The 21,119-nt window shown below is 71.4% G+C and carries 20 protein-coding genes; 13 read left to right on the forward strand and 7 right to left on the reverse strand.

The window, feature by feature from the left end:
• Nucleotides 1–218 precede the first annotated feature (218 nt).
• From PV963_RS19435 to PV963_RS19460, 6 genes are all read left to right on the forward strand, one after another.
• Nucleotides 219–893 (forward strand): glycoside hydrolase family 11 protein, encoded by a 675-nt coding sequence (locus tag PV963_RS19435; protein ID WP_425540921.1) that lies wholly within the window; start codon nt 219–221, stop codon nt 891–893.
• A 2-nt stretch (nt 894–895) separates the two neighbouring features.
• Nucleotides 896–1,597 (forward strand): polysaccharide deacetylase family protein, encoded by a 702-nt coding sequence (locus PV963_RS19440; RefSeq protein WP_274817007.1) that lies wholly within the window; start codon nt 896–898, stop codon nt 1,595–1,597.
• A 116-nt stretch (nt 1,598–1,713) separates the two neighbouring features.
• Nucleotides 1,714–2,193, forward strand: coding sequence for a hypothetical protein (locus PV963_RS19445; protein WP_274817008.1), 480 nt, complete (start codon nt 1,714–1,716; stop codon nt 2,191–2,193).
• 137 nt (nt 2,194–2,330) lie between these two features.
• Nucleotides 2,331–3,155: an SAM-dependent methyltransferase gene (locus PV963_RS19450; protein WP_274817009.1), complete on the forward strand. Its 825-nt coding sequence runs from the start codon at nt 2,331–2,333 to the stop codon at nt 3,153–3,155.
• A 7-nt stretch (nt 3,156–3,162) separates the two neighbouring features.
• Nucleotides 3,163–3,861: a hypothetical protein gene (locus PV963_RS19455; RefSeq protein WP_274817010.1), complete on the forward strand. Its 699-nt coding sequence runs from the start codon at nt 3,163–3,165 to the stop codon at nt 3,859–3,861.
• Between the two features lie 36 nt (nt 3,862–3,897).
• Nucleotides 3,898–4,371, forward strand: coding sequence for a MarR family winged helix-turn-helix transcriptional regulator (locus PV963_RS19460; protein WP_274817011.1), 474 nt, complete (start codon nt 3,898–3,900; stop codon nt 4,369–4,371).
• A gap of 54 nt (nt 4,372–4,425) precedes the next feature.
• On the opposite strand, the gene PV963_RS19465 is transcribed toward PV963_RS19460, so the two are convergent.
• Nucleotides 4,426–5,613, reverse strand: a complete 1,188-nt coding sequence (locus PV963_RS19465; protein WP_274817012.1) for an MFS transporter — start codon at nt 5,611–5,613, stop codon at nt 4,426–4,428.
• 81 nt (nt 5,614–5,694) lie between these two features.
• Between PV963_RS19465 and PV963_RS19470 the strand changes: the two genes are divergently transcribed.
• The 3 genes from PV963_RS19470 (at nt 5,695) to PV963_RS19480 (ending at nt 8,116) form a co-directional block, all read left to right on the forward strand.
• Nucleotides 5,695–6,690 (forward strand): ArsR/SmtB family transcription factor, encoded by a 996-nt coding sequence (locus PV963_RS19470; RefSeq protein WP_274817013.1) that lies wholly within the window; start codon nt 5,695–5,697, stop codon nt 6,688–6,690.
• Nucleotides 6,687–7,193, forward strand: a complete 507-nt coding sequence (locus PV963_RS19475; RefSeq protein ID WP_274817014.1) for a glutathione peroxidase — start codon at nt 6,687–6,689, stop codon at nt 7,191–7,193. Before PV963_RS19470 ends, PV963_RS19475 begins: the two co-directional genes overlap by 4 nt.
• 74 nt (nt 7,194–7,267) lie before the next feature.
• Entirely contained in the window at nt 7,268–8,116 is an 849-nt protein-coding gene (locus PV963_RS19480) for a MerR family transcriptional regulator (RefSeq protein WP_274822065.1), read from the forward strand.
• A 108-nt stretch (nt 8,117–8,224) separates the two neighbouring features.
• Here the strand turns inward: PV963_RS19480 and PV963_RS19485 are convergent, their stop codons facing one another.
• The 3 genes from PV963_RS19485 to PV963_RS19495 all read right to left on the reverse strand — a co-directional run bounded on the left by PV963_RS19485 (nt 8,225) and on the right by PV963_RS19495 (nt 10,469).
• A complete protein-coding gene (locus tag PV963_RS19485; protein ID WP_274817015.1) occupies nt 8,225–8,416 on the reverse strand; it encodes a DUF397 domain-containing protein in 192 nt (63 codons plus the stop codon).
• A 207-nt stretch (nt 8,417–8,623) separates the two neighbouring features.
• Entirely contained in the window at nt 8,624–9,481 is an 858-nt protein-coding gene (locus PV963_RS19490; RefSeq protein WP_274817016.1) for a helix-turn-helix domain-containing protein, read from the reverse strand.
• Nucleotides 9,482–9,713: 232 nt separating this feature from the next.
• The gene (locus PV963_RS19495; protein ID WP_059424097.1) at nt 9,714–10,469 is read right to left on the reverse strand and encodes a GOLPH3/VPS74 family protein; all 756 of its coding nucleotides are present in this window, start codon (nt 10,467–10,469) and stop codon (nt 9,714–9,716) included.
• 1,002 nt (nt 10,470–11,471) lie between these two features.
• On the opposite strand from PV963_RS19495, the gene PV963_RS19500 reads away from it, so the two are divergent.
• Complete coding sequence (locus tag PV963_RS19500) at nt 11,472–13,889, forward strand: D-alanyl-D-alanine carboxypeptidase (RefSeq protein WP_425541023.1); 2,418 nt, start codon at nt 11,472–11,474, stop codon at nt 13,887–13,889.
• Nucleotides 13,890–14,093: 204 nt separating this feature from the next.
• Nucleotides 14,094–15,971 (forward strand): MFS transporter, encoded by a 1,878-nt coding sequence (locus tag PV963_RS19505; protein ID WP_274817018.1) that lies wholly within the window; start codon nt 14,094–14,096, stop codon nt 15,969–15,971.
• 18 nt (nt 15,972–15,989) lie between these two features.
• On the opposite strand, the gene PV963_RS19510 is transcribed toward PV963_RS19505, so the two are convergent.
• Nucleotides 15,990–16,829, reverse strand: a complete 840-nt coding sequence (locus PV963_RS19510) for a hypothetical protein (protein WP_274817019.1) — start codon at nt 16,827–16,829, stop codon at nt 15,990–15,992.
• Nucleotides 16,830–16,926: 97 nt separating this feature from the next.
• Here PV963_RS19510 and PV963_RS19515 point away from each other — a divergent pair, with 97 nt between their 5' ends.
• Both PV963_RS19515 and PV963_RS19520 read left to right on the forward strand, forming a co-directional pair.
• Complete coding sequence (locus PV963_RS19515) at nt 16,927–17,712, forward strand: SDR family oxidoreductase (protein WP_274817020.1); 786 nt, start codon at nt 16,927–16,929, stop codon at nt 17,710–17,712.
• Between the two features lie 162 nt (nt 17,713–17,874).
• On the forward strand, nt 17,875–19,449 hold the full coding sequence (locus PV963_RS19520) for a sodium:solute symporter family protein (RefSeq protein ID WP_274817021.1): 1,575 nt from the start codon (nt 17,875–17,877) through the stop codon (nt 19,447–19,449).
• A gap of 67 nt (nt 19,450–19,516) precedes the next feature.
• Here PV963_RS19520 and PV963_RS19525 read toward each other — a convergent pair whose 3' ends face one another.
• Both PV963_RS19525 and PV963_RS19530 read right to left on the reverse strand, forming a co-directional pair.
• Nucleotides 19,517–20,440 carry a CU044_5270 family protein gene (locus tag PV963_RS19525; protein WP_274817022.1) on the reverse strand — a complete coding sequence of 308 codons (924 nt, stop codon included), beginning with the start codon at nt 20,438–20,440 and terminating at the stop codon, nt 19,517–19,519.
• Entirely contained in the window at nt 20,437–21,099 is a 663-nt protein-coding gene (locus tag PV963_RS19530) for an RNA polymerase sigma factor (RefSeq protein WP_274817023.1), read from the reverse strand. The genes PV963_RS19525 and PV963_RS19530 overlap by 4 nt, the downstream gene beginning before the upstream one ends.
• Between the last annotated feature and the right edge of the window lie 20 nt (nt 21,100–21,119).

Genomic DNA, 21,119 nt, shown 5'->3' on the forward strand with positions numbered 1-21,119 from the left:
GTCCGGCTAGTACACCACCACTTCCCTCCCTACCTTCAGCCCATCCCAGCTCCAACACGCCGCCAACCCGCAGAAACCCACCCCCACTCAGACATCCGGACCGACGAATCTTTCGCAACAACTACCGAAACCATTGACAGTTGACAGGGTCAGGCCAACACTCCCGGGGACAGCACACCTCCGTCACGACCCCACACGGACAAGGAGGCAGCACCCCCATGACCCACTCATTGAGCCGCCTGCGGCTGCTCATCAGCACCGCCTGCACCATGCTCCTGGTCGCGGTCGCCGGCATGGCCCTGCCGGGGACCGCCCACGCCGACACGGTCGTCAACAGGAACCAGACCGGGACGCACGACGGCTACTACTACTCGTTCTGGACCGACGCACCGGGCACGGTCTCCATGACCCTGTCCGCGGGCGGCAGTTACAGCACCTCATGGCGGAACACCGGCAACTTCGTCGCCGGCAAGGGCTGGAGCACCGGCGCCCGCCGCACCGTGAACTACTCCGGCACCTTCAACCCGTCCGGCAACGCTTACCTGACCCTCTACGGCTGGACGGCCAACCCGCTCGTCGAGTACTACATCGTCGACAACTGGGGCACGTACCGGCCTACGGGCCAGTACAAGGGGACCGTCACCAGCGACGGCGGCACGTACGACATCTACAAGACGACGCGCTACAACGCCCCGTCCGTCGAGGGCATACGGACCTTCGACCAGTACTGGAGCGTCCGGCAGTCCAAGAGGACGGGCGGCACCATCACGGCCGGCAACCACTTCGACGCCTGGGCCCGGGCCGGCATGCCCATGGGCAGCTTCAAGTACTACATGATCATGGCGACCGAGGGCTACCAGAGCAGCGGCAGCTCCAGGATCACGGTGCGCTGACGATGGCAACCACACCACGGCCCTCGCTGCGCACCCTGCTCACGAGGGCCTTGGTGACGGCCGCAGCCGCCACCCTCACAGCCACCAACACGACAGCCGCCACCGCCGCCCCGGCCCAGGCCGCCGCCTGCAACGGATACGTCGGACTCACCTTCGACGACGGCCCGTCCGGCAACACGACGGCACTGCTCAACACCCTCCGCCAGAACGGGCTACGGGCCACGATGTTCAACCAGGGCCAGCACGCCGCCGCCAACCCGTCCCTGGTCCGGGCCCAGGTGACGGCCGGGATGTGGGTCGGGAACCACAGCTACACCCACCCGCACCTGACCCGGCTGAGCCAGGCACAGATCGACTCCGAGATCTCCCGGACCCAGCAGGCCATCGCCAACGCGTCAGGCGGCACACCGAAACTGTTCCGCCCGCCGTACGGCGAGACCAACGCGACGGTCAAGTCGGTCGCGGCCCGGCACGGCCTCACCGAGATCATCTGGCACGTCGACTCACAGGACTGGAACGGCGCGAGCACCGAAGCGATCGTCCAGGCCGCCGGCCGCCTCACCAACGGCCAGATCATCCTCATGCACGACTGGTCCGCCAACGCCCGGGCAGCGATCCCCCGCATCGCCCGGGGGCTGTCGGCCCGGGGCCTGTGCGCGGGGATGATCTCCCCGCAGACGGGGCGTGCGGTGGCTCCCGGCTGACCGAACGGCGCGATGGCCGTCAGCGCCATCGCGCCCTGGGCACGGGAACTTGAGTACACGTGCTCATGACGGCCCCGTCCCACCCTCGCGACCATGGCCGTATGGAGAATCGGGGAATGCTTTCGGCCGGGGCCGCGCTCGTGCTCGGGGTGCCCGTCGCCGCCTGGGGGCTGATGGGGCAGCAGAACCACGACGGGCTGCCGGCGAGTGAGCTCGACCACGCCTATCGGCCGTGGGACATCGGGGACGGTGTGGCCGCCGGTGTCGGTGGGCTCGCGCTGGTGGTGGCGGGGGTCGGTGCCGCGGTGCTCGTGCGGGGTGCGCGGCGTGGCGGGATTGACCGGCGCTGGTGGGGGGTGCTCGGGCCGCTGGTGGTCGTCGGGCTCATGGCCGGTGTGGGGTGGCGGATCCTGACCGCGGGGGTCGTCGGGGCCAACATCGGTGCCGGGCTGCTGATCATCTTCGGTACGCCGGTCGCGGCCGGGCTGGTCCTGTGGGCCCTGGGGCGGGGCGTGTGGCTGGCGACGCGGGGGCAGCGGAACGACGGCGGGAGCGGTGGCCGGCGCCTGGGCGGTTTCGCCTCCGGCGGGGTGTGACGGGCGGCGGCTCGCTTCCGCGTGGCCGAAACCCCACGGTGGCCCGGTGACGGGGTCGGGCAACATCCGTATCGGAGCAGGGAGTTCACCTAGGTTGGTGGACCGGTCCCCCTTCCCCGCCCTCAGGAGGCCCTGCCGTGCTCGACGACAGCCTGCGTGCCCGTATCGACACGTCCAAGCCGCACTCGGCCCGCTTCTGGAACTACTTCGTCGGCGGCAAGGACAACTACGAGATCGACCGCGAGATCGGCGACCAGATCAAGTCGATCTTCCCGGGCCTGGTCGACGTGGCGGTCACGAGCCGTCGGTTCCTGGGACGGGCCGTGCGGTATCTGGCCGTCGAGCAGGGTGTGCGGCAGTTCCTGGACATCGGCACCGGGCTGCCGACCGCCGACAACACGCACGAGGTCGCCCAGCGCGTGGCACCGGACTCCCGGATCGTGTACGTCGACAACGACCCCATCGTGCTGGCCCATGCGAGCGCCCTGCTCACCAGCACGCCCGAGGGCAGGACCGCCTATCTGGACGCCGACCTCTACGACCCGGAGGCGGTCCTGGAGGCCGCCGCGGGCACGCTCGACCTGTCCCGGCCGGTCGGCCTGATGATCCTCAACACGCTGGGGCACGTCGCCGACTACGAGCAGGCGCGTGAGCTGGTGCGGCGGCTGATGGCGGGGTTGCCGGCCGGCAGCCACCTGGTGATCAGCGACAGCACCGCGACGAGTGAGGGCATGATCGCCGCGTCGGAGGCTTACAACGCGAGTGGGGCCGTGCCGTATCACGTCCGTGAGGTTGCCGAGATCGCCGGGTTCTTCGACGGGCTGGAGTTGGTGGAGCCGGGAGTCGTGCGGGTGCCCGAGTGGCGGCCGGAGCCTTCCGAGGGGCCGGCCGGTGCGGATGCCGCCGGTGTGGACGCGTACTGCGGCGTGGGCCGCAAGCCGGGGGAAGCCCCCGCGCGATAATCAGGACATGTCAGCACCGCCCCCCGTCCCCGAGCCGGTCCGGCGGCTCATCGGTGATCTGCTCGCGGTGGGTGAGCCCTACTCCCTCGTCCTCGCCGGCGGGTACGCGGTGCTGGCGCACGGGCTGGTGCAGCGGGACGGGCGGGACGTGGACGTCGCCACAGAGCACCCGGCCGGCATGGACGGCATCGCCGACACCGTACGGACGGGGCTGGTGGCGCGCGGCTGGCTCGTGCAGACGCTTGAGAGCGATCCGCTGTCCGCCCAGTTCCTCGTCACCGACGCGGCGACCGGTGCGCAGTTCGAGACCGGCATCCGCAAGGAGGTGCTGTGGCGCCCGCCCGTGGCGACCGGGCTCGGGCCGGCCCTCTCCCTCGACGACCTCGTCGGCACCCGGGTGCGGGACCTGGCCGACCGGGGACTGGCCCGCGACCTGGTCGACGTGCACGCCGCCTCGGCCCGCTGGAGCCACCCCGAACTGGAGGAGCTCGGCCGCCGTCACGCCCCCGAACCCTTCGATCTCACCGACCTCCAGGCCCGGCTGACCGGCACGGACTGGCTCGACGACAGCGCGTTCACCGCCCACGGTCTCGACGCCGCTGCCGTCGCCGGACTCCGCCGCTGGGCCCAGGAGTGGGCCGACGACATCGCGGAACGGCTCATCGAGGGCGAGGCCCCGGACGAGAGTGCCCCGGACGAGGAGTGACCCGCACGGGAACTGACCGGTCGGTACCCTGACCGGATGGGGAAAGGGGCAACCGGGCAGGTGGGGGTGGTCGCCGCGCTCGTACGGGCGGCGTTCCTGGTGGACGGTGTGTACGCGGAGGCCGGCCGGGCGTACGGACTGACACCGCAGCAGGGGCAGCTGCTGTGCGTACTGATGCCGCAGCCGTACGGGATGAGCGAGCTCGGGGAGATGCTCGGGCTGGCGAAGTCGAGTCTGACCGGGCTGGTGGACCGGACGGTGCGGCGGGGGCTCGTACGGCGGGAGGCCGACCCGCGCGACGGCCGGGCCGTGCGGGTGGGGCTGACGGAGGAGGGCGCCGCGCTCGCCGAGATGTTCTACGCCGAGACCTGCCGCCGGATTGAGGCCCTGCCGTCCGGGCTCAACGGCGCCGAACGGGAGCGGCTGGCCGTACTGCTGTCGCGGGTCGTGGCCGACAACGGCGTTCCCGAGGTGTTCGTGGAGGCCGAGCAGGTGTTCGGCGTCGAGTAGCGGACCTTCCAGCGAACCTCAGCGAAGCTGCCGAGACACCTTCCCCCCGGAAGCTCACCGTCCCGGCACCGGTGCCGTCGCCCGCCGCTCCCGCCTCCCCGCCGCCATCAGCACCAGCGTCACCCCGGCCGACACCGTCGCCATCGCCGTCATCGCCCCGGCCGGGGAGGTCAGTTGCGCCACCGAACCCGCGAGCGCCGCCGCCACCCCCTGCATCGTGAGCATCCCCGCCGAGTGCAGTCCCAGGGCGTGACCCGTGAGGGCGTCGGGCGTCAGGGCCACCAGGCGTTCCTGCTGGACGAGGCTCGCGCCGAAGCCGACCGAGGCCAGCGTGACCGCGGCCGCCGCGAGCGGCAGCGGCGGGTGGAGCAGGAAGGGCACGTACGGGACGGCCAGGAGCAGCAGGAGCGGGAAGCCCAGGCGGGGGCGCAGCCGCCGTGGGACCAAGCGGCCCACCAGCACGTCCCCGGCCAGCATGCCGAGTGCGGCGAAGGCGAACAGGGTGCCGGCCCGGTCGGGGGCGTAGGAGACGTAGAGGGATTCGCAGCCCACGACCAGGCCGTTGGGGATCCAGAGGGCCAGATAGACCTGGCGGCGGGGTGCGGACGACCAGAGCAGGGCGTTGGCGCGCCACGTCGCCGACACCGACGGGCGGCCCGTCGTACGGGGCGGGCGGCTGGTGAGGCCGAGGCGGACGACCGCGGCCGACAGCAGGTAGAGGGCGGCTGCCGCCAGCAGGGAGATCCGCGGGGACAGCAGGGCCACGAGGGCGCCGCCGGTCGCGTATCCGGCGATCTGCATCAGGCCGCTCATCATGTTGAAGACCGAGCGGCCCAGCAGATAGCCGTCCTTGGAGAGGATCTCGTTCAGCAGGCCCCAGCGCACTCCCCCGCCCACCGACTTCGCCAGCCCCATGGCCAGGACGATCGCGAAGAGGGACCAGATCGGCAGGCCGGGCAGGGCCAGGGCCGCCGTGCCCGCCGCGAAGAGCAGGGGCAGGGCCGTCAGGGCCGCGCGCGGGGGCAGCCGGTCGGCCGCCGAGAGCAGGAACACCGCGCCCACCACCTGCACCAGCGACGAGCCGGACATGCTCAGCGCCGAGAGCAGCGGCGACTCGGTCGCCCGGTAGACCAGGGTGCCCAGCGCCAGTCCGCCCATCGTCTGGGCGACCGTCTGCGCCGACGCGGCCAGGAAGAACGGGGTGAACTCGGGCGTGCGGAACAGTTCGCGGTAGCTGCGCATGCGGGGGAGTCTCCGACCGGCCCCGAGGGCGTGGTTATTGTTTCGCGCGGACGCGAAACGTCGTGACCAGGGGGGCGGTTCATGGGCTGGTGGCAGGTCAACGCCGACACCCTCGCGGGGAGCCGGTTCGTCCTCTCCCCGCTCGCCGAGACCTTCGCGAGTCTGCGGCTGCTGCACACCGGTGTGGCCGCGCACCCCGGCGAACGGCGCTGGCTCGACAGCCACCTGCCCGCCTACCGGCGGCGGCTGGCGGACGATCCGGTCACCGCGCTGCTCGTGCGCTCCGGGCTCGGGCCGGAGTGGATCGCCGACTTCCTCACGCCCACCCCGCGTGCCGGGGAGACCTTCGCGGACGAGGTCGCACGGGTCCGGGAGGCCTCCCCCGAGGCCGCCCGCGCCCATCTCACCCTCTCCCTGCGCGGTCCGCTCCCGCCCCGCCTGGACCGCGACGACCTGCCCGAGCGCGCCGCCGGCCTCCTGACGTACGTCTGGGAGGAGGCCGTACGCCCGTACTGGCCCCGTCGCCGGCGCGTGCTCGAAGCCGATGTCGCCACCCGGACCGCGCAGGTGGGCCGGGGCGGCTGGGCGGCCGCGCTGGACACGCTGCGGCCGGGCACCCGGTGGCTCGGCGAGAACCGGTTGCAGGTCAACGCGCACGAGTATCCGCCGCGGGAGATCTCCGGCGCGGAGCTGGTGTTCGTGCCGGTCACCCCGCAGCGCGTCGGCTGGGTGTCGTGGGAGGGCACCGACCGGTACGCGCTCGTCTACCCGTGCGCGGGCGTTCTCGCGGACACCGGTGGCAGGCCGGTACCCGCGAGCCTCGCCGCCCTGCTCGGCACCGCCCGGGCCCGTGTCCTCGTCCTGCTGGACAGCCCTCTGAGCACGAGTCAGCTGGTCGCCGTGACGGGCCAGGGCCTCGGCTCGGTCGGGCGGCATCTGCGGGTCCTGCTGGACGCGGGCCTGGTGGAACGGGGGCGGGCGGGCCGGTCGGTGCTGTACGCGCGGACGGCCGCGGGGCAGGTGCTCGTGGAGGCCGGAACCGGCCCGACACCCGCCGGAGCTAGCATCCGCTCATGACGACCAACAACGGTTCCTCTCCCCTTGACGTCGAGATCGGTGCCCTCCAGGGCGGTTCCGCCGACCTGGCCCAGTACGCGGGCAAGGCGGTCCTCGTGGTGAACGTGGCCTCCAAGTGCGGCCTGACCCCGCAGTACAACGGGCTGGAGAAACTCCACGAGCGATACGCCGAGCGCGGCTTCACCGTCCTCGGTGTGCCCTGCAACCAGTTCCTCGGGCAGGAGCCCGGCAGCGCCGAGGAGATCGCCGAGTTCTGCTCGGCGACCTACGGCGTGACCTTCCCGATGACCGAGAAGGTCGAGGTCAACGGCGAGCACCGGCACCCGCTGTACGACCGCCTGACCGGCTTCGCCGACGCCGAGGGGCACAGCGGGGACATCCGCTGGAACTTCGAGAAGTTCCTCATCGGCCGGGACGGCCGGGTCGTCGCCCGCTTCTCCCCGCAGACCGAGCCGGAGTCGGCGGAGGTCGTGGCGGCGATCGAGGGCCAGCTGGCTGCTTGACCTTGCCCTTGGGGCAGGGCCGAGTGTCCTCGTCACCGGGCGGAAGAGGCCGCCCGGTGACGGAGGATGACGGCATGGACGACGACCTGCTCACCATCGGGACGTTCGCCGCCCGGGCCCGGCTGTCGGCCAAGGCCCTACGGCTGTACGACCGTCTCGGCCTGCTCGCCCCGGCGCACGTCGACGAGTCCAGCGGCTACCGCTACTACCGCGCCGGCCAGGTCGAACGGGCCCGGCTGGTGGCCATGCTGCGGCAGCTGGACATGCCGCTCGCCCGGGTCGCCGAGGTGGTCGCCGCGGACGGTCCGCAGGCCGCCGACCGGCTCGCCGCTTACTGGGCGGACGTCGAGGCACGCGTGGCCGGGCAGCGCACGCTCGTCGAGTACCTCCGTGGACGACTGTCGGGGAGGAGCTCCGAGATGTACGGAAAGTTCGTGGTCGAGACGGTGGAGGTGCCCGAGCAGGTGGTGATCAGCGAGACACGGCACGTACTGGCGGGCGAGTTGCCCGCGTGGATCGGGGCGTCGCTGGGCCGGCTGGAGTCGGCGGCGCGGGAGTGCGGCGGTATCACGGCGGCGCCGTTCGTCGTCTACCACTCCGAGGTGTCGATGGAGAGCGACGGGCCGGCCGAGTCCTGCGTGCCCGTGGCCGACGAGGCGGCGGCCAGGGCGTGGGTCGACGAGCACGGCCGGACAGAGGGGACGAAGGTGCGGGTGGAACCCGTCCGGCGGTTGGCCTGCACCCGGATCACCAAGGCCCAGGTGGCCCACCCGCAGATCATGGCGGCCTTCGAGGCGGTGGAGGAGTGGATCGCCCGGGAGGGCCTGGAGCAGGCGGGCCCGTGCCGGGAGGTGTACTTCGCGGACTGGGACGCGGCGGGGGCCGAGGATCCGGTGTGTGACGTGGCGTTCCCGGTGAGCTGATCTCCCCTTCGGGTCCCGCGGGGCACAAGCGGAGCCCTCTCGGCAAGGACGGCGAGGCTGGTCGAGAGGGCTCTGTCGGTGGTGCTTGTGCTGTTGTCGAGCGGTGGCTCAGGCCTTGACCGAGGCCACGAAGGCGCTCCACGCGTCGGCGGGAAACGCCAGCTTGGGGCCCTCGGGAACCTTGGTGTCCCCGAGTTCCAGGGCCTCTTCGACGGTCGACCTGACCATCACACAGGCGCCGTTGTTGTTGGTGTAGGAGGACGTCGTCCACGTTTCCGTGGTGCCCAGACGAATTGCCATGTTCGCTCCGTAGCCAGTTGCGTTTACGCCAACCCGTGCTGGTGGTTGGCGTGATCGACGCTACTCGCCAACATCCTCGTTCGGAGCAGTCATTCACTCGACTGGATGGCATATTCCAGAGGAGTCTTCCAGCCAGGCGTGTCAGGGGTGTAGCATCCCGCGCTTTGCCGGACGGAAGGTCTCGCGCCACGGAAGGGCGACGGACGGTCAGCGCGCGTAATCCTTCGCCAGGCGCTCGATGAGCTGCCGCGACTGGTCGACGTTCAGCGACTGCGCGCGCAGGTGCTCGTACATCACCGTGTACTTCTGCACGTCGAGCGGCTTCTCCAGGTACAGGTCGCTGGTCACGCCCTCGATGTACACCACGCTGGAGTCGGCCGCGTCGGCGAACTCCAGGATCGAGTACTGGCCGTTGATACCGGCGTGCGCGCCGACCTCGAACGGCAGCACCTGCACGGTGATGTGGGGCAGTTGCGACATCTCGATCAGATGCTCCAGCTGCTCGCGCATCACCTCCTTGTTCCCCACGACCCGGTGCAGGGACGCCTCGTCCAGGACCACCCACAGCCGCAGCGGGTCCGTCTCGGCGGTGATACGGCCCTGCCGGCGCAGCCGGACCTCGACGCGCTTGTCGTTGTCCGCCTCCGAGGCCTCGGGCGAGCCGCCCCGGATGATGGCCTCGGCGTACGCACGCGTCTGCAACAGGCCGGTGATGATCTGGGGTTCGTAGACCCTGAGCGACTCGGTGTCCGTCTCCAGGCCGATGTAGACGCTGTACGGGATGTCCCCGAAGGCGTGCCACCAGCCCTGCTGCCGGGAGTCCTTGGCCATCTGCATGAGCGAGTCGACGATCCGCTGGTCCTCGACCTCGTAGACCCCGCACAGGTCGCGGACGTCACGCTGGCTGATGCTGCGCCGGCCGTTCTCCAGCCGGCTGATCTTCGACTGGGACACGAGCAGCCGTTCGGCGACCTCTTCGGCCGTCATGCCCTTGAGCTCACGGAGCCGGCGCAGCTCCTGGCCCAGCCGGCGCCGCCTGACGGTGGGATTGACATTGGACGCCACGGGACGTGCACCTCCGGCTGCGTGCCTCTACTTTGCGTATCTGCTGTTGAGCAGACTGCCACCAAGGGGCTTCCTACCGCTGGGAAACGGTGGATATGCGACGGGTACACGCCAGTTCGGACAGGCACGCCGAGCGGGGCGGGGAGAGTGTGTGCTCTCCCCGCCCCGCTCGGACAGCGGCTCCCGTGACCGGGTTCGTGGGCGCGGCGTCGTGCTCGTGCCGCCGCGCGACTCAGTGGGCCACGGCGCGCGCCATGGTTCCGTGGCGCGGTTGCATCGGAACACCGCGGGCGGGTTCCGGTGCGGGCCTGGCTCCGCCGGCGGCCTGACGGCCGGACGGGGCCGGGCTGCGGCGCGGCTGGGCCGCCACGCCGTTCTGGACGTCCATCACGGCGTGCGCGACGAGACCGCCCATGGGGTCGTGCCTGATCAGGTCCCGCAGCCGGGAGCGAGAGGAACGCCCCTCGTTGCCCGGATACAGGTGCTTGCCGAGGCCGACCGCGTGTGCCAGGGCGGCGAGCGCGGCGGTCCGCGGGTCCGGCGGTACGCCGGTGCGGATCGCCGAGTCCAGCCGGGCCCTGATCTCCCGGCTGATGTCGTTGTCCGTCGCCTGGTAGCGAGTCGTCGGCAGCACTCCGCACATCTGGCCCGCCACGGCATGCACCATGCCGCACCGCTCCAGATGGCTGAGGTAGGTCTGGCGGAGCCCCAATCGTGGCCCGCCGATCCAGTGAACCGCCCGTACGGGAGCGCCGCGCCTTCGCAGCAACTCCAACGCGCAGTCCAGAGTCGGATCTCCAGTCGGCCGTGGTACAACCACGGCGATACGATCCCCGTCTGGGGCTATCCGTCCGGCCAGTGCCAGCTCCACTAGCTGTGCACCGGCCAGACCGAGGTCGAGCGACTGCGGCTGTGCAGTGGTACCCGTGGCCGGGTCCAGTGCCAGCAGCAGAAGCTCCTCCGGAAGTGTTCTGCGGCTCCTGCCCATCCATGCCTCCCCGCGTGGATGAATGACAGGGTGACCCCTCTCACATTGGTCTGTCGAGGGTGCGTGACCGGTTCGTAGTGGAACCAGTAGGTATGTCGTTCTCGTCTACCGGATGGGTTTAGTCCGCACACAGGACACTGGTACATGGTTCGGACAGCGCCGGGGAGCGGTGTCACGGGCGGCGGTTCACGGTTCGGTACGCGCACGCGGGGAGTGCGGCGCGAGGAGGAGGCATCGGTGGCGGGCGAGTCCCCCGACAGGTCGAAGCAGCGCGAGTCGTCGGCAGAACCGACGTCGGGGAGCGCGAGTCCGGTTCCCGAGGCCAGGAGCGAGGCCTCACCCAAGCGTGACCCGCGCCTCGCGGTGGCCCGGGACACGGAGAGGTCCGCGAAGCGGGGCGGCGCCGATACGGCGACCCGTGTGTTGCCCGCCCGGACGGCGGAGAAGCCGGGCGAGTCGGCTGACGCCGAGCGAGGGGCTGACGCCGAGCAGGACGACAGCGCCGCGGGCACGGCCGACGCTGAGCGAGACGCGGGCAAGACCGACTCGGCGACTGACGCCGAGCGGGGTGCCGACGACTCGGGCGAGGCGGGCGCGGCGACTGACGCCGAGCGGGGTGCCGACGACTCGGGCGAGGCGGGCGCGGCGACTGACGCCGAGCAAGACGACAGCGCCGCGGGCACGGCCGACGCTGAGCGAGACGCGGGCGAGGCCGACTCGGCGGCTGACGCCGAGCAGGACGACAGCGGCGCGGGCGCCGAGGGCGCGGCTGACGCCGAGCGAGACGCGGGCGAGGCCGACTCGGCGGCTGACGCCGAGCGGGGTGCCGACGACTCGGGCGAGGCGGGCACGGCCACTGACGCCGAGCGGGACGAGAGCGGCGCGGGCGCCGAGGGTGTGGCGGCAGACGCCGAGCAGGGTGGCGGTGCCGCGAGGGAGGCTGCCGACGCCGGGCAGGGCGAGAGTGACGCCGATGACGCCCAGCGGCCTGTGGAGGAGTCCGTGAAGGGCTCCGGCGGGTCTTCGAAGTCGACCGGGGCTTCGGAAGCCGCTGAGTCCTCCGAGCCCGGCGAGTCCACCGGCCCCGACAAGGCTTCCGGCTCCGACAAGGCTTCCGGCTCCGGTGAGCGCGGGGACGGTGCTGCCGCAAGTGACGGGCGGCTGCGGGACGCCGTGGCCGCGTGGGTCGCTTCAGCCGACCAGGACGAGGAGCCTGCGGCAGTCGAGGGTCAGGGTGAGCGGGCAGAAGGCGCCGACAAGGGCTCCAGGGACGGCCAGGAGGCCCCTGAGAGCGCGGAAGAGGCCACGGAGGCCGACACGGACGGCCAGAAGGCAGAGAAGGCCGCTGAGGCCGACGTAGACGCCCGGGACGGCCGAGAGGCCGAAGGCACGGACGAGGCCGCGGACGCTGAGACGAACGTCCAGGACCACCCGAAGGCCGACGGCGAGGACGACGCTGCCGACGCCGCCACCGGCGGCCAGGACCGGTCAGAGTCCGACGGCACGGACGAGGCCGCGGAGGCCGGTGCCGACGCCCAGGACGGGCAGGAGGAGGCCGACGAGGCTGAGGCGGACCGTTCCGCCACCGGCGACGGCGCGGGCGATTCCGCTGCCGCCGCCGAGGCCGCCTCGGCGGACACCACCGCCGCCGACGACACCGACGACACCCCGACGCCCGAGACGGCCAAGGCCGACTCCCCCAAGCCCGACGCCGAAGGCACGTCCTCCGAGCCCGAAGCCGAAGACACCCCCGACAGCGGTAAGGCCTCCGGCACCGACGGCGTGGACAAGGCCCCCAAGTCGGACGACACCGACACCACCGACACCGACACCGACAAGGGCGACGGCGACGGCGACGGCGAACCCCCCGTCGACCAGCCCACCGCCGTCTTCAAAGCCGTGCGGCCCCCGGTCGATCAGCCGACCACCATGCTGAAGCTCGGCGGTGCCGCCAAGGACGCCAAGGACACCAAGGACGACGCGCCCGAGAACGACGCCGAGCGGACCAGCAAGTTCGTCGCGCTCAAGCCGCTCGACGACCCGGCGACCCGTAAGCCGACGCCCGCCCCAGCCCCCGCCGACGCCACCGCCCCCGTGCCCACCGTCGGCCCCGAGCGGACCACCCAGCAGCCCCTGCCGCCGCGGCCGCCGCTGGATCTGCTGGCCGAGCTGACGAACACCCCGCCGCCGCCGGACACTCCGCTGCGGACGGCCGTGCGGCGGGTGAAGATCTGGACGCCGCTGGTGCTGCTGCTGGTGATCGTCTTCGGCGTCGTACAGAGCGTGCGCCCGCTGCCGACGCCCACCCTGGAGCTCACCGCCGAGGACAGCTACACCTTCGAGGGCGGCAAGGTCGACATCCCCTGGCCGGCCAAGGGCCAGGCCGCGCTCGACGTACAGGGCATCGGCACGTTCGGGTCGTCCGGCGAGCAGAAGCCCGTGCCGATCGCGAGTGTCGCCAAGGTCATGACCGCCTATGTGATCCTCCGCGATCACCCGCTCAAGAGCGGTGAGGACGGGCCGAAGATCGAGATCGACCAGGCCGCCGAGGACCAGTCCGACGCCGGCCAGGAGTCCACCGTCGACGTCACCAAGGGCGACAAGATCAGCGAGCGGGAGGCTCTGGAGAGCATCCTGATCGCTTCCGCGAACAACGTGGCGCGGCTGCTCGCCCGCTGGGACGCGGGTTCCGAGAAGGCGTTCGTGGGCAAGATGAACGACGCCGCCAAGGACCTCGGCATGAAGAACACGACGTACACCGACCCGTCGGGCCTGAACAACACCACCGTGTCCACGGCCGTGGACCAGGTGAAGCTCGCCAAGGCGGCCATGGAGCAGCCCGCCTTCCGCGAGGTCGCGACGATGATGTCGTACGTCGACTACAAGGGCACCAAGCACGACAACTGGAACCGCCTGGTCGGCTACAACGACGTCACCGGCATCAAGACCGGCACCACCACCTCGGCGCTCGGCAACCTCGTCTTCTCGGCGAGGAAGGACGTCGACGGCGAGACCCGCCGGATCGTCGGCGCCGTCGTGCGCCAGCCCGCCGGCGGCCCGGACAACACCATCCTGGGCGCCGCGCTGCACGAGGGCGACAAGCTGATCAAGGCCGCGCAGGGCGCGCTGGAGTCGGCGACGATCCTGAAGAAGGGCACGGTCGTCGGGTACGCCGACGACGGGCTCGGCGGCCGTACGCCGGTGGCCGTCACCGAGGACGTCACGGCCGTCGGCTGGGCGGGCCTGTCCGTCAAGCTGACGTTCGCCGCGGACGAGCTGCCGCACACGGCGAAGGCCGGCGCGAAGGTGGGCACGCTCACCGTCGGTGACGGCAGCACCAACGCGGTCAAGGTCCCGGTCGCCCTCCAGAAGGACCTCGTGGAGCCGGGCTTCGCGGACAAGCTCACGCGCCTCGGCTGAGCCGGCCCGCCGGCCGCACGACCGCACACGACCGCACCCCGCCGGTAACGGCCCGTCCGGGCGCCACCCGGCGGGGTGCGTGCTAGCGTCGCGAACCGGGCAGGGTCGCCGCCCGCGGCGGCGCGGCCGTGAACCGCTGACCAACGGGGCACGGCCGGTAAGAGAAGACGAGAACAGAAGACGGGACACGGGGAGTGCCTTCGAGTGGCCACTGCGGAGCCGACACGCACCGACGACGCCGATCCGGGACCGGTATCGGGTCCGCGAATACGCCTGCCCGCAGCCGGGGAAGGCAGCGGCCGGTACGGCCGTGACGGCGATTCCCCCGGGTCCCCCGACTCTTCTGACTCCCGGCTGCCCACCGCCGTACTGACGCTGCGTGAGCGCATGCTGCGCCACCCGGTGCTGTCCATCACGGGCCTGGCCGGAGTGCTCCACGTCGTCTGGTTCTTCACGTTCGCGAACAGCGGCGGTGATCTGGCCGCGCAGGACGCCTGGGCCGAGTTCGTCGGCCGGCACCCGGACTCGGCGTACAACCTCGCCTGGTACGGCGGGATGCACCCGGTGTCGTACAGCGTGGTGTCGCCGTATCTGATGTCGGTGCTCGGCGTGCGGACGACGATGATGATCGCGGGGACGGTCTCGGCGGGGCTGCTGACCCTGCTCCTCCTGCGCAGCCGGTCCGTCCGCAACCCACTGTGGGCGTCGCTGGCGGGCGTGTTCGGGCTGTTCTGCAACGCGGTGTCCGGGCGGGTGACGTTCGGTCTGGGCATGATGTTCGCGCTCGGCGCGGTCGCCGTCGTGTTCTGCTGGCCGTACCGGTGGCGTTACAAGCGCTGGGCGAAGGCCCTGTCCGCGGCGCCGCTGGCCGCGCTGGCCACCATGTCGTCGCCGGTCGCGGGTCTGTTCGTGGGCCTGGTCGCGGTGGCGCTGTTCCTGCAGAAACGGCGGCCGGGCGCGTGGGCGCTGGGGCTGGCGCCGACCGCGGTGGTGGCGGTGTCGGCGTGGCTGTTCCCGTTCTCGGGGACGCAGCCGATGACGTACGCCTCGGTGATCCTGCCGCTCACGTACTCGGTTCTCGCCTTCGTCCTCGTGCCGAAGGACTGGAAGACGGTCCGGCTGACGGCCGCGGTGTACGGGCTGGGTGTCGTGCTGGTGTGGCTGATCAGCTCCCAGATCGGTTCGAACATCACGCGGCTGGCGATGCTGTTCGCCGGGGTGGTGCTGGTCGTCGCGCTGCCGTTCGCGGTGCCGCGCAGCCGGGAGTGGTACGCGATCGTCGTCGCGCTCGCCGGTTTCGCCGGGTGGATCGGCTTCAAGACGGTCGACGACATCGTGCACACGGCCCCGGCGGCATCCTGGTCGCGCGAGCTGGCGCCGCTCGTGAACGAGTTGCAGGAGGTCGGCGCCGAGAAGGGCCGCGTGGAGGTCGTTCCCGCCCGCTCCCACCGCGAGGCCTCCGCACTCGCCCCGTACGTCAACCTGGCCCGCGGCTGGAACCGGCAGGCCGACATGGAGCGCAACCCCCTCTTCTACGACGACACGCTCAACTCGGCGAACTACCACGAGTGGCTGAAGCGCTGGGCGGTGCACTACGTGGTGCTGCCGAAGGACGAGCCGGACGGCGACGGGGGGCAGCGGGAGCGGGCGCTGGTGCAGCGCGGGCTGCCGTATCTGACCCAGGTCTGGGGCGACGCCAACTGGCAGCTGTTCAAGGTCACCGACCCCACTCCGCTGGCCGCGCCGAACGCGGTCGTCGACCGGGCCGAGCAGGGCGAGATGATCCTCCAGGTGAAGAAGGCGGGCCGGGTCCTGATCCGGATCCCGTACTCGCCGTGGCTGAGCATCGTCGACGCCGAGGGCAAGAGCATGGAGCCGCCGCGGGAGACGGAGGCGTCCAAGGACCGTCCCGAGGGCGAGCCGAGGACGTACGTCAACGTCAACGGCTGCCTGGCTCAGACGGAGGAGGACGAGCACGGCGACAGGTGGACGGTGCTGGTCGCGCCGAAGCCGGGCACCTACCACCTTGCGGCGCCCTACCAGCTGCCCCGGGGCACGCCGTGCCCGGAGGAGCTGCGCTGACCTGCCGGCTCTCAGCCCTCAGCGGAGGCGGTCGACGTACCGGTCCGTTCCCGGCACCGTCGGGACGAAGGGCGCGACCAGCTCCACCCGCCCGAGTCCGGATTCGCCGACCGCCGTGTCCAGGCCGGTGAAGAAGGCCTCCCAGCACTCGCGCGGGTCCGCCTGGAGGAACCACAGCAGGATCAGCCGGGTGTCGACGCCCTCGACCTGTTTCACGTAGGTCATGCGGTCGCCGGGGAGCGGGGTCGGGCGGAAGACGGTCACCAGCGCCGCCGGGGAGCCCGCGAGCCGTTTGGGCAGGTGGCGGGAGCGCAGCCACTCCAGCAGCTGTGGGCGCTGCTCGGGGGTGCCGGCCTCGACGACCTGGAGGACCAGGCCGGCGTAGGGGTGGTCGAGGGCGTGCATGTCGCGCGGTCCCGCCGCCCCGTCCCGGTAGACCGTCGCCTCGTGGTCCTGGAACGCCGTGAGGACGTGGGTGCGGTCGTGGTAGACGCGGCCGTCGCGGTTGAGGCGCTTGTTGATGGCGACCGTCCAGCGCATGTGGTCGTCGTAGCGGCCGGCGGTGATCCAGTACGTGGAGAGGTAGCAGCCCGTGGTGACGGGCTGGGCGACCGCCGACTTCTCGGGGTAGCGCAGGAGTTGCAGGTCCCGGGTGGCCACCCAGCGGCGGCCGGCGTACATCCAGGGCATGGCCATCGCGCCGGCGTAGTAGTGGTCGTCCTCGTACCAGCGGTTGTAGGCGTACTCGTGGCCCGGGTGCGGTTCGACCATGGTGATCAGGGCGTGGCCGGGGTGGGTGCCGTAGGGGCCGACGGCGGCCAGTTCGGCGTACAGCTCGCTGCGGGTGTCGTCGCTCATGCCTTCCCCTTCGTAGGCGGCTGGCCCATACTCTGACGCTCCGTCAGATAAAGCGCCAGGGTCCGGCGTACGGTTCCGGCTTCCGGGAGGTCCTGCCATGTCACTGCTCACGGGGAAGACGGTCGTCGTGTCGGGGGTCGGGGCGGGGCTGGGGCGGCAGGTGGCGGCGGCCGTCGTACGGGACGCGGGCCGGGCCGTGCTCGGGGCCCGCACGGAGGTGAACCTGGCGAAGACGGCCGCCGAGCTCGATCCGGACGGGGCGCGCACGGCGTACCGGGCGACCGACATCGCCGACGAGGGGCAGTGCGAGGCGCTGGCGGGGCTGGCGCGGGAGCGGTTCGGGCGGATCGACGCGGTGGTGCACGTGGCCGCGCTGGACGGCCACTTCGGCGGCCTGGAGGACGCGGACTTCGAGGCCTGGCGTGCGGTGCTGGACGTGAACCTGCTGGGCACGCTGCGGATGACCCGGGCGTGTCTGCCGGCCCTGAAGGAGGGCGGCGGTTCGGTGGTGTTCGTCGGGACGCAGTCGGCGGTGGCGGCTCCGTCGCGGGTGCGGCAGGCGGCGTACGCGGCGTCGAAGGGGGCGCTGACGAGCGCGATGTACTCGCTGGCTCGGGAACTGGGGCCGTACCGGATACGGGTCAACACCGTGCTGCCGGGCTGGATGTGGGGCCCGCCGGTCCAGGCGTACGTACGGTTCACCGCCGACAAGGAGGGCGTGTCGGAGGCGGAGGTGCTGGGCAGGCTGACGGGTCGTACGGCACTGCCGGAGCTGGCGACGGATGCGGACGTGGCGGACGCGGCGGTGTTCCTGGCGTCGGACCGGGCGCGGGCGATCACGGGCCAGTCGCTGCTGGTGAACGCGGGTGAGCTGATGCGCTGAGGGCACCTTTCGGCCAGGCCCGCTTGTTCATGTACATAAACTGAGGTCATCTCAGCGAACTTTTTTACGGTCTCTTGACCTTCCTCTTCCTTGCCGTGCGCACGTCACCGAAACCAGAGTTCACATGCCTGACCCTGGCGGCGCTCCCGTGGAAGGGGACTCATGAACGGTCTCGACTGGGCCGTGCTCATCGGCTACTTCGCCGTGATGGTCGCGATCGGCGTCTGGTCACACAAACGCGTGGACAACGTCAGCGACTTCTTCACCGCCGGCGGCAAGATGCCGTGGTGGCTCTCCGGCATCTCCCACCACATGTCGGGCTACAGCGCGGTGATGTTCACCGGGTACGCGGGCATCGCCTACACCTACGGCGTCACGTCCTTCGTCACCTGGTCCTTCCCGATCGCCCTCGGCATCGCCATCGGGTCGAAGCTGTTCGCGCCGCGCATCAACCGGCTCCGCTCGCGGCTCCATGTGGCCTCCCCGCTGGAGTACCTGAAGAACCGTTACGACCTGAAGACCCAGCAGGCGCTGGCCTGGTCCGGCATGCTGCTGAAGATCGTGGACGTGGGCGCCAAGTGGGCGGCGATCGCGACGCTGCTGTCCGTCTTCACGGGGATCTCCCTCAACCAGGGCATCCTCATCACCGGCGGCATCACGGCGATCTACTGCACCATCGGCGGCCTGTGGGCGGACGCGCTGACCGAACTCGGCCAGTTCATCATCCAGTTGCTGGCCGGCATCGCCATGTTCGTGGCGGTGTTCGTACGGCTCGACGACCACGGCGGCTTCTTCGGCGTCTGGGACTCCCCCGAGCTCCAGGGCCATGAGAAACCGCTGGTCGGCCCGTACGGCACGGTCTTCCTGCTGGCGTTCCTCTTCATCAAGCTCTTCGAGTACAACGGCGGCATGCTCAACCAGGCCCAGCGCTACATGGCCACGCCCAACGCCAAGGAGGCCGAGCGGTCGGCCCGGCTGTCGGCGATCCTCTGGCTGGTCTGGCCGCTGGTGCTGTTCTTCCCCATGTGGATGTCCCCGCTGCTGGTCGAGTCGCAGAAGACCGACGGCTCCGACTCCTACGCCCTGATGACCGAACAGCTCCTGCCGCATGGCCTGCTGGGTCTGGTCATCGTCGGCTTCTTCTCGCACACCATGGCCATGTGCTCCTCGGACGCCAACGCCATCGCGGCCGTGTTCACCCGGGACTGCGCGCCGGTGATCTGGGCGCGGGCCCGGGCCTGGAACCAGAGCCAGGGCCTGCGGGTCGCCCGGGTCGCGACGGTGGTCTTCCTCGGTCTGTCGATGGCGGCGGCGACGCAGGTCAACTCCCCGGCGTTCAAGGACATCATCACGGTCGTCATCAAGTGGGTGGCCGGTCTGATGGGCCCGATGGCGATCCCGATGATGCTGGGCCTGCTGCGGGCGTTCCGCCGCTCCGGCCCGACGGCGGCCCTCGTCAGCTGGTCGATGGGCCTGCTCGCCTTCTGGCTGGTGAACTACCCCATCAACTGGAACGTCGAGGGCGGCGTGCCGCTCCAGTACCAGGTGTCGATCCCGCTGGCGGTGTCGCTGGTCCTGTACATCCTCGTCGGCTACATCAAGCCGGAGGACACCCCGGAGCGGCTGGCGCTCATCGAGAAGATCAACACGGACGGGGACGGGGCGGCGGCGGCCGCGATCCCGACGCCGGCCGGGGCTGCGGACGGCGTGGTGGGGGCGGCGCGGGGCAAGGACTAGCGGCGCAGTGCGTACGCCGGGAAGGGCGGCCGTCCTGCGGGGCGGCCGCCCTCCGGCTGAACAGGGCTCAGTCGGCGGGCTGTTGCCCGATCCTGTCGACGATGCCGATGTTCAGCAGAGCCTTCTCGTCCGTGCCGAGGTAGTCCAGGGTCGTCCGGTCGAAGACCCAGGTGTCAACTTCGTCGCGGTCCTTGAAGGTGAGCCCGATGCCGTGCCGCCCGGCGGCGTCCGTCGCCTTCGGGACGACCGAGACGCCGGGGATCTTCGCCGCCGCGCGATAGAGGGCCGCGCTCACGTCGGGGAAGAGGACGGCCCGGTTCAGGAGAGCGTCGATCGTCTGCATCGCGGCCCACTCGTGGGTCGGGCCTTTACCCTCCGTGTCGGCCCAGATCTTCTCGTACAGCTTGTCCGGGTCGGTGGGCAGCGCCTCCAGCGTGCGGTAGTCGGAGACGCCGTGTGCGCCCATCGCCATGTCGAGGGTCGACTTGCCGTCGGGGAACGGCCCACCGCCGGGCGGCGGGTTCAGGACCGTGATCTCGGCCAGCCCTTCCCGCTTGCCGTCGATCGGCTGCCAGTCCGTGCGCCGGTACTTCCACTCCTTGCCGGCCTCCTGCAAACCGGTGCCCTGGACGCGCGTGTAGACGAACTGGTCGTCACGGACGGGCACGGACTCCTTGGCGGCGGCGGCCGTGGCGATGCGGTTGAGCAGGGCGACGGCCTCCTGGTCGGCGACCGGCTTGTCGGGTGCGCCGGATCCGGCGGTCACGAGGGTGACGGCGACGACGGCGGCCGCGGCGGCGAGGGGGACGGCGACCGTCATCAGGCGGCGGAGGCGGCGCGGGCGGGGCGGGGCGATGGGCCGCGGGTCGGTTCCCTGGGTGATCTCGCGCATCAGATGGTCCTTCAGCAGGCTCTGACGGTCGCTCGGCAGGACCGGTTCACCCGGGCTCGGCAGCAGCCGGGCCAGTTCTTCACGCTCTGCAGGGTTCATCGGCACTTCTCCTGGTTCGACCGGGCCGCTCGGTGCGGCCACCCGGTTCCTGTCCGGCGGCGGGAGCGCGTCTCGGAGTTCTTCTTCAGCTCCGCCTCGGCCAGCCGCCGCAGCCGCTGCCGGGCGCGGGCGAGACGGGACCGTACGGTGCTGACGGGGACGCCGAGGGCGTCGGCGGCGGCCGCGTAACTCAGTCCCGACCAGACGCACAGCGCGAACACCTCGCGCTCGGCGCCGCTCAGCCGGCGCAGGGCGGCACGGGCGGCCGCGAGCCGTTCGGTGTCTTCCATACGACCGACCAGTTCGTCGGCGAAGTCCGGCACCGTCTCGTGGTCCGTGCGCCGGCCCGGGACGCGGGCGAGGGCGGCGCTGTGCCGGCGGGCGGCGCGGCGGGTGTTGCGCAGGACGTTGGTGGCGACGCCGTAGAGCCAGGGCCGCAGTCCGTCGCCGTCGATCGTGGGGTCGGGGGGCTCGGGTCTGATGCGCTCCCGCAGGCGCCAGGCCTCCAGGAAGGTCAGCGACACCACGTCCTCGGCGGCACCGCGATCGCCGGTCAGCCGGGCGGCGTGGGCGTAGAGGGCCTGCGCGTGCGCGGCGAACAGCTCGGCGAAGGCCTCCGGGTCACCGGCCCGTATCCGGGCGCGTAGGGAAAGGTCCACAGTCCCGCCTGTCCGCTCAC

It is taken from the genome of Streptomyces coeruleorubidus, assembly GCF_028885415.1.
GTDB classification, from domain to species: domain Bacteria; phylum Actinomycetota; class Actinomycetes; order Streptomycetales; family Streptomycetaceae; genus Streptomyces; species Streptomyces coeruleorubidus_A.

Bases quoted from the DNA above. Each gene is read 5' to 3' on its own strand.
- PV963_RS19515 (WP_274817020.1), top strand. From the start codon at position 16,927: ATGTCACTGCTCACGGGGAAGACGGTCGTCGTGTCGGGGGTCGGGGCG.
- PV963_RS19485 (WP_274817015.1), bottom strand. From the start codon at position 8,416: ATGGCAATTCGTCTGGGCACCACGGAAACGTGGACGACGTCCTCCTAC.
- PV963_RS19470 (WP_274817013.1), top strand. From the start codon at position 5,695: ATGGGCTGGTGGCAGGTCAACGCCGACACCCTCGCGGGGAGCCGGTTC.
- PV963_RS19455 (WP_274817010.1), top strand. From the start codon at position 3,163: ATGTCAGCACCGCCCCCCGTCCCCGAGCCGGTCCGGCGGCTCATCGGT.
- PV963_RS19435 (WP_425540921.1), top strand. From the start codon at position 219: ATGACCCACTCATTGAGCCGCCTGCGGCTGCTCATCAGCACCGCCTGC.
- PV963_RS19480 (WP_274822065.1), top strand. From the start codon at position 7,268: ATGGACGACGACCTGCTCACCATCGGGACGTTCGCCGCCCGGGCCCGG.
- PV963_RS19465 (WP_274817012.1), bottom strand. From the start codon at position 5,613: ATGCGCAGCTACCGCGAACTGTTCCGCACGCCCGAGTTCACCCCGTTC.
- PV963_RS19495 (WP_059424097.1), bottom strand. From the start codon at position 10,469: ATGGGCAGGAGCCGCAGAACACTTCCGGAGGAGCTTCTGCTGCTGGCA.
- PV963_RS19520 (WP_274817021.1), top strand. From the start codon at position 17,875: ATGAACGGTCTCGACTGGGCCGTGCTCATCGGCTACTTCGCCGTGATG.
- PV963_RS19510 (WP_274817019.1), bottom strand. From the start codon at position 16,829: ATGAGCGACGACACCCGCAGCGAGCTGTACGCCGAACTGGCCGCCGTC.
- PV963_RS19445 (WP_274817008.1), top strand. From the start codon at position 1,714: ATGCTTTCGGCCGGGGCCGCGCTCGTGCTCGGGGTGCCCGTCGCCGCC.
- PV963_RS19460 (WP_274817011.1), top strand. From the start codon at position 3,898: ATGGGGAAAGGGGCAACCGGGCAGGTGGGGGTGGTCGCCGCGCTCGTA.
- PV963_RS19440 (WP_274817007.1), top strand. From the start codon at position 896: ATGGCAACCACACCACGGCCCTCGCTGCGCACCCTGCTCACGAGGGCC.
- PV963_RS19475 (WP_274817014.1), top strand. From the start codon at position 6,687: ATGACGACCAACAACGGTTCCTCTCCCCTTGACGTCGAGATCGGTGCC.
- PV963_RS19525 (WP_274817022.1), bottom strand. From the start codon at position 20,440: ATGAACCCTGCAGAGCGTGAAGAACTGGCCCGGCTGCTGCCGAGCCCG.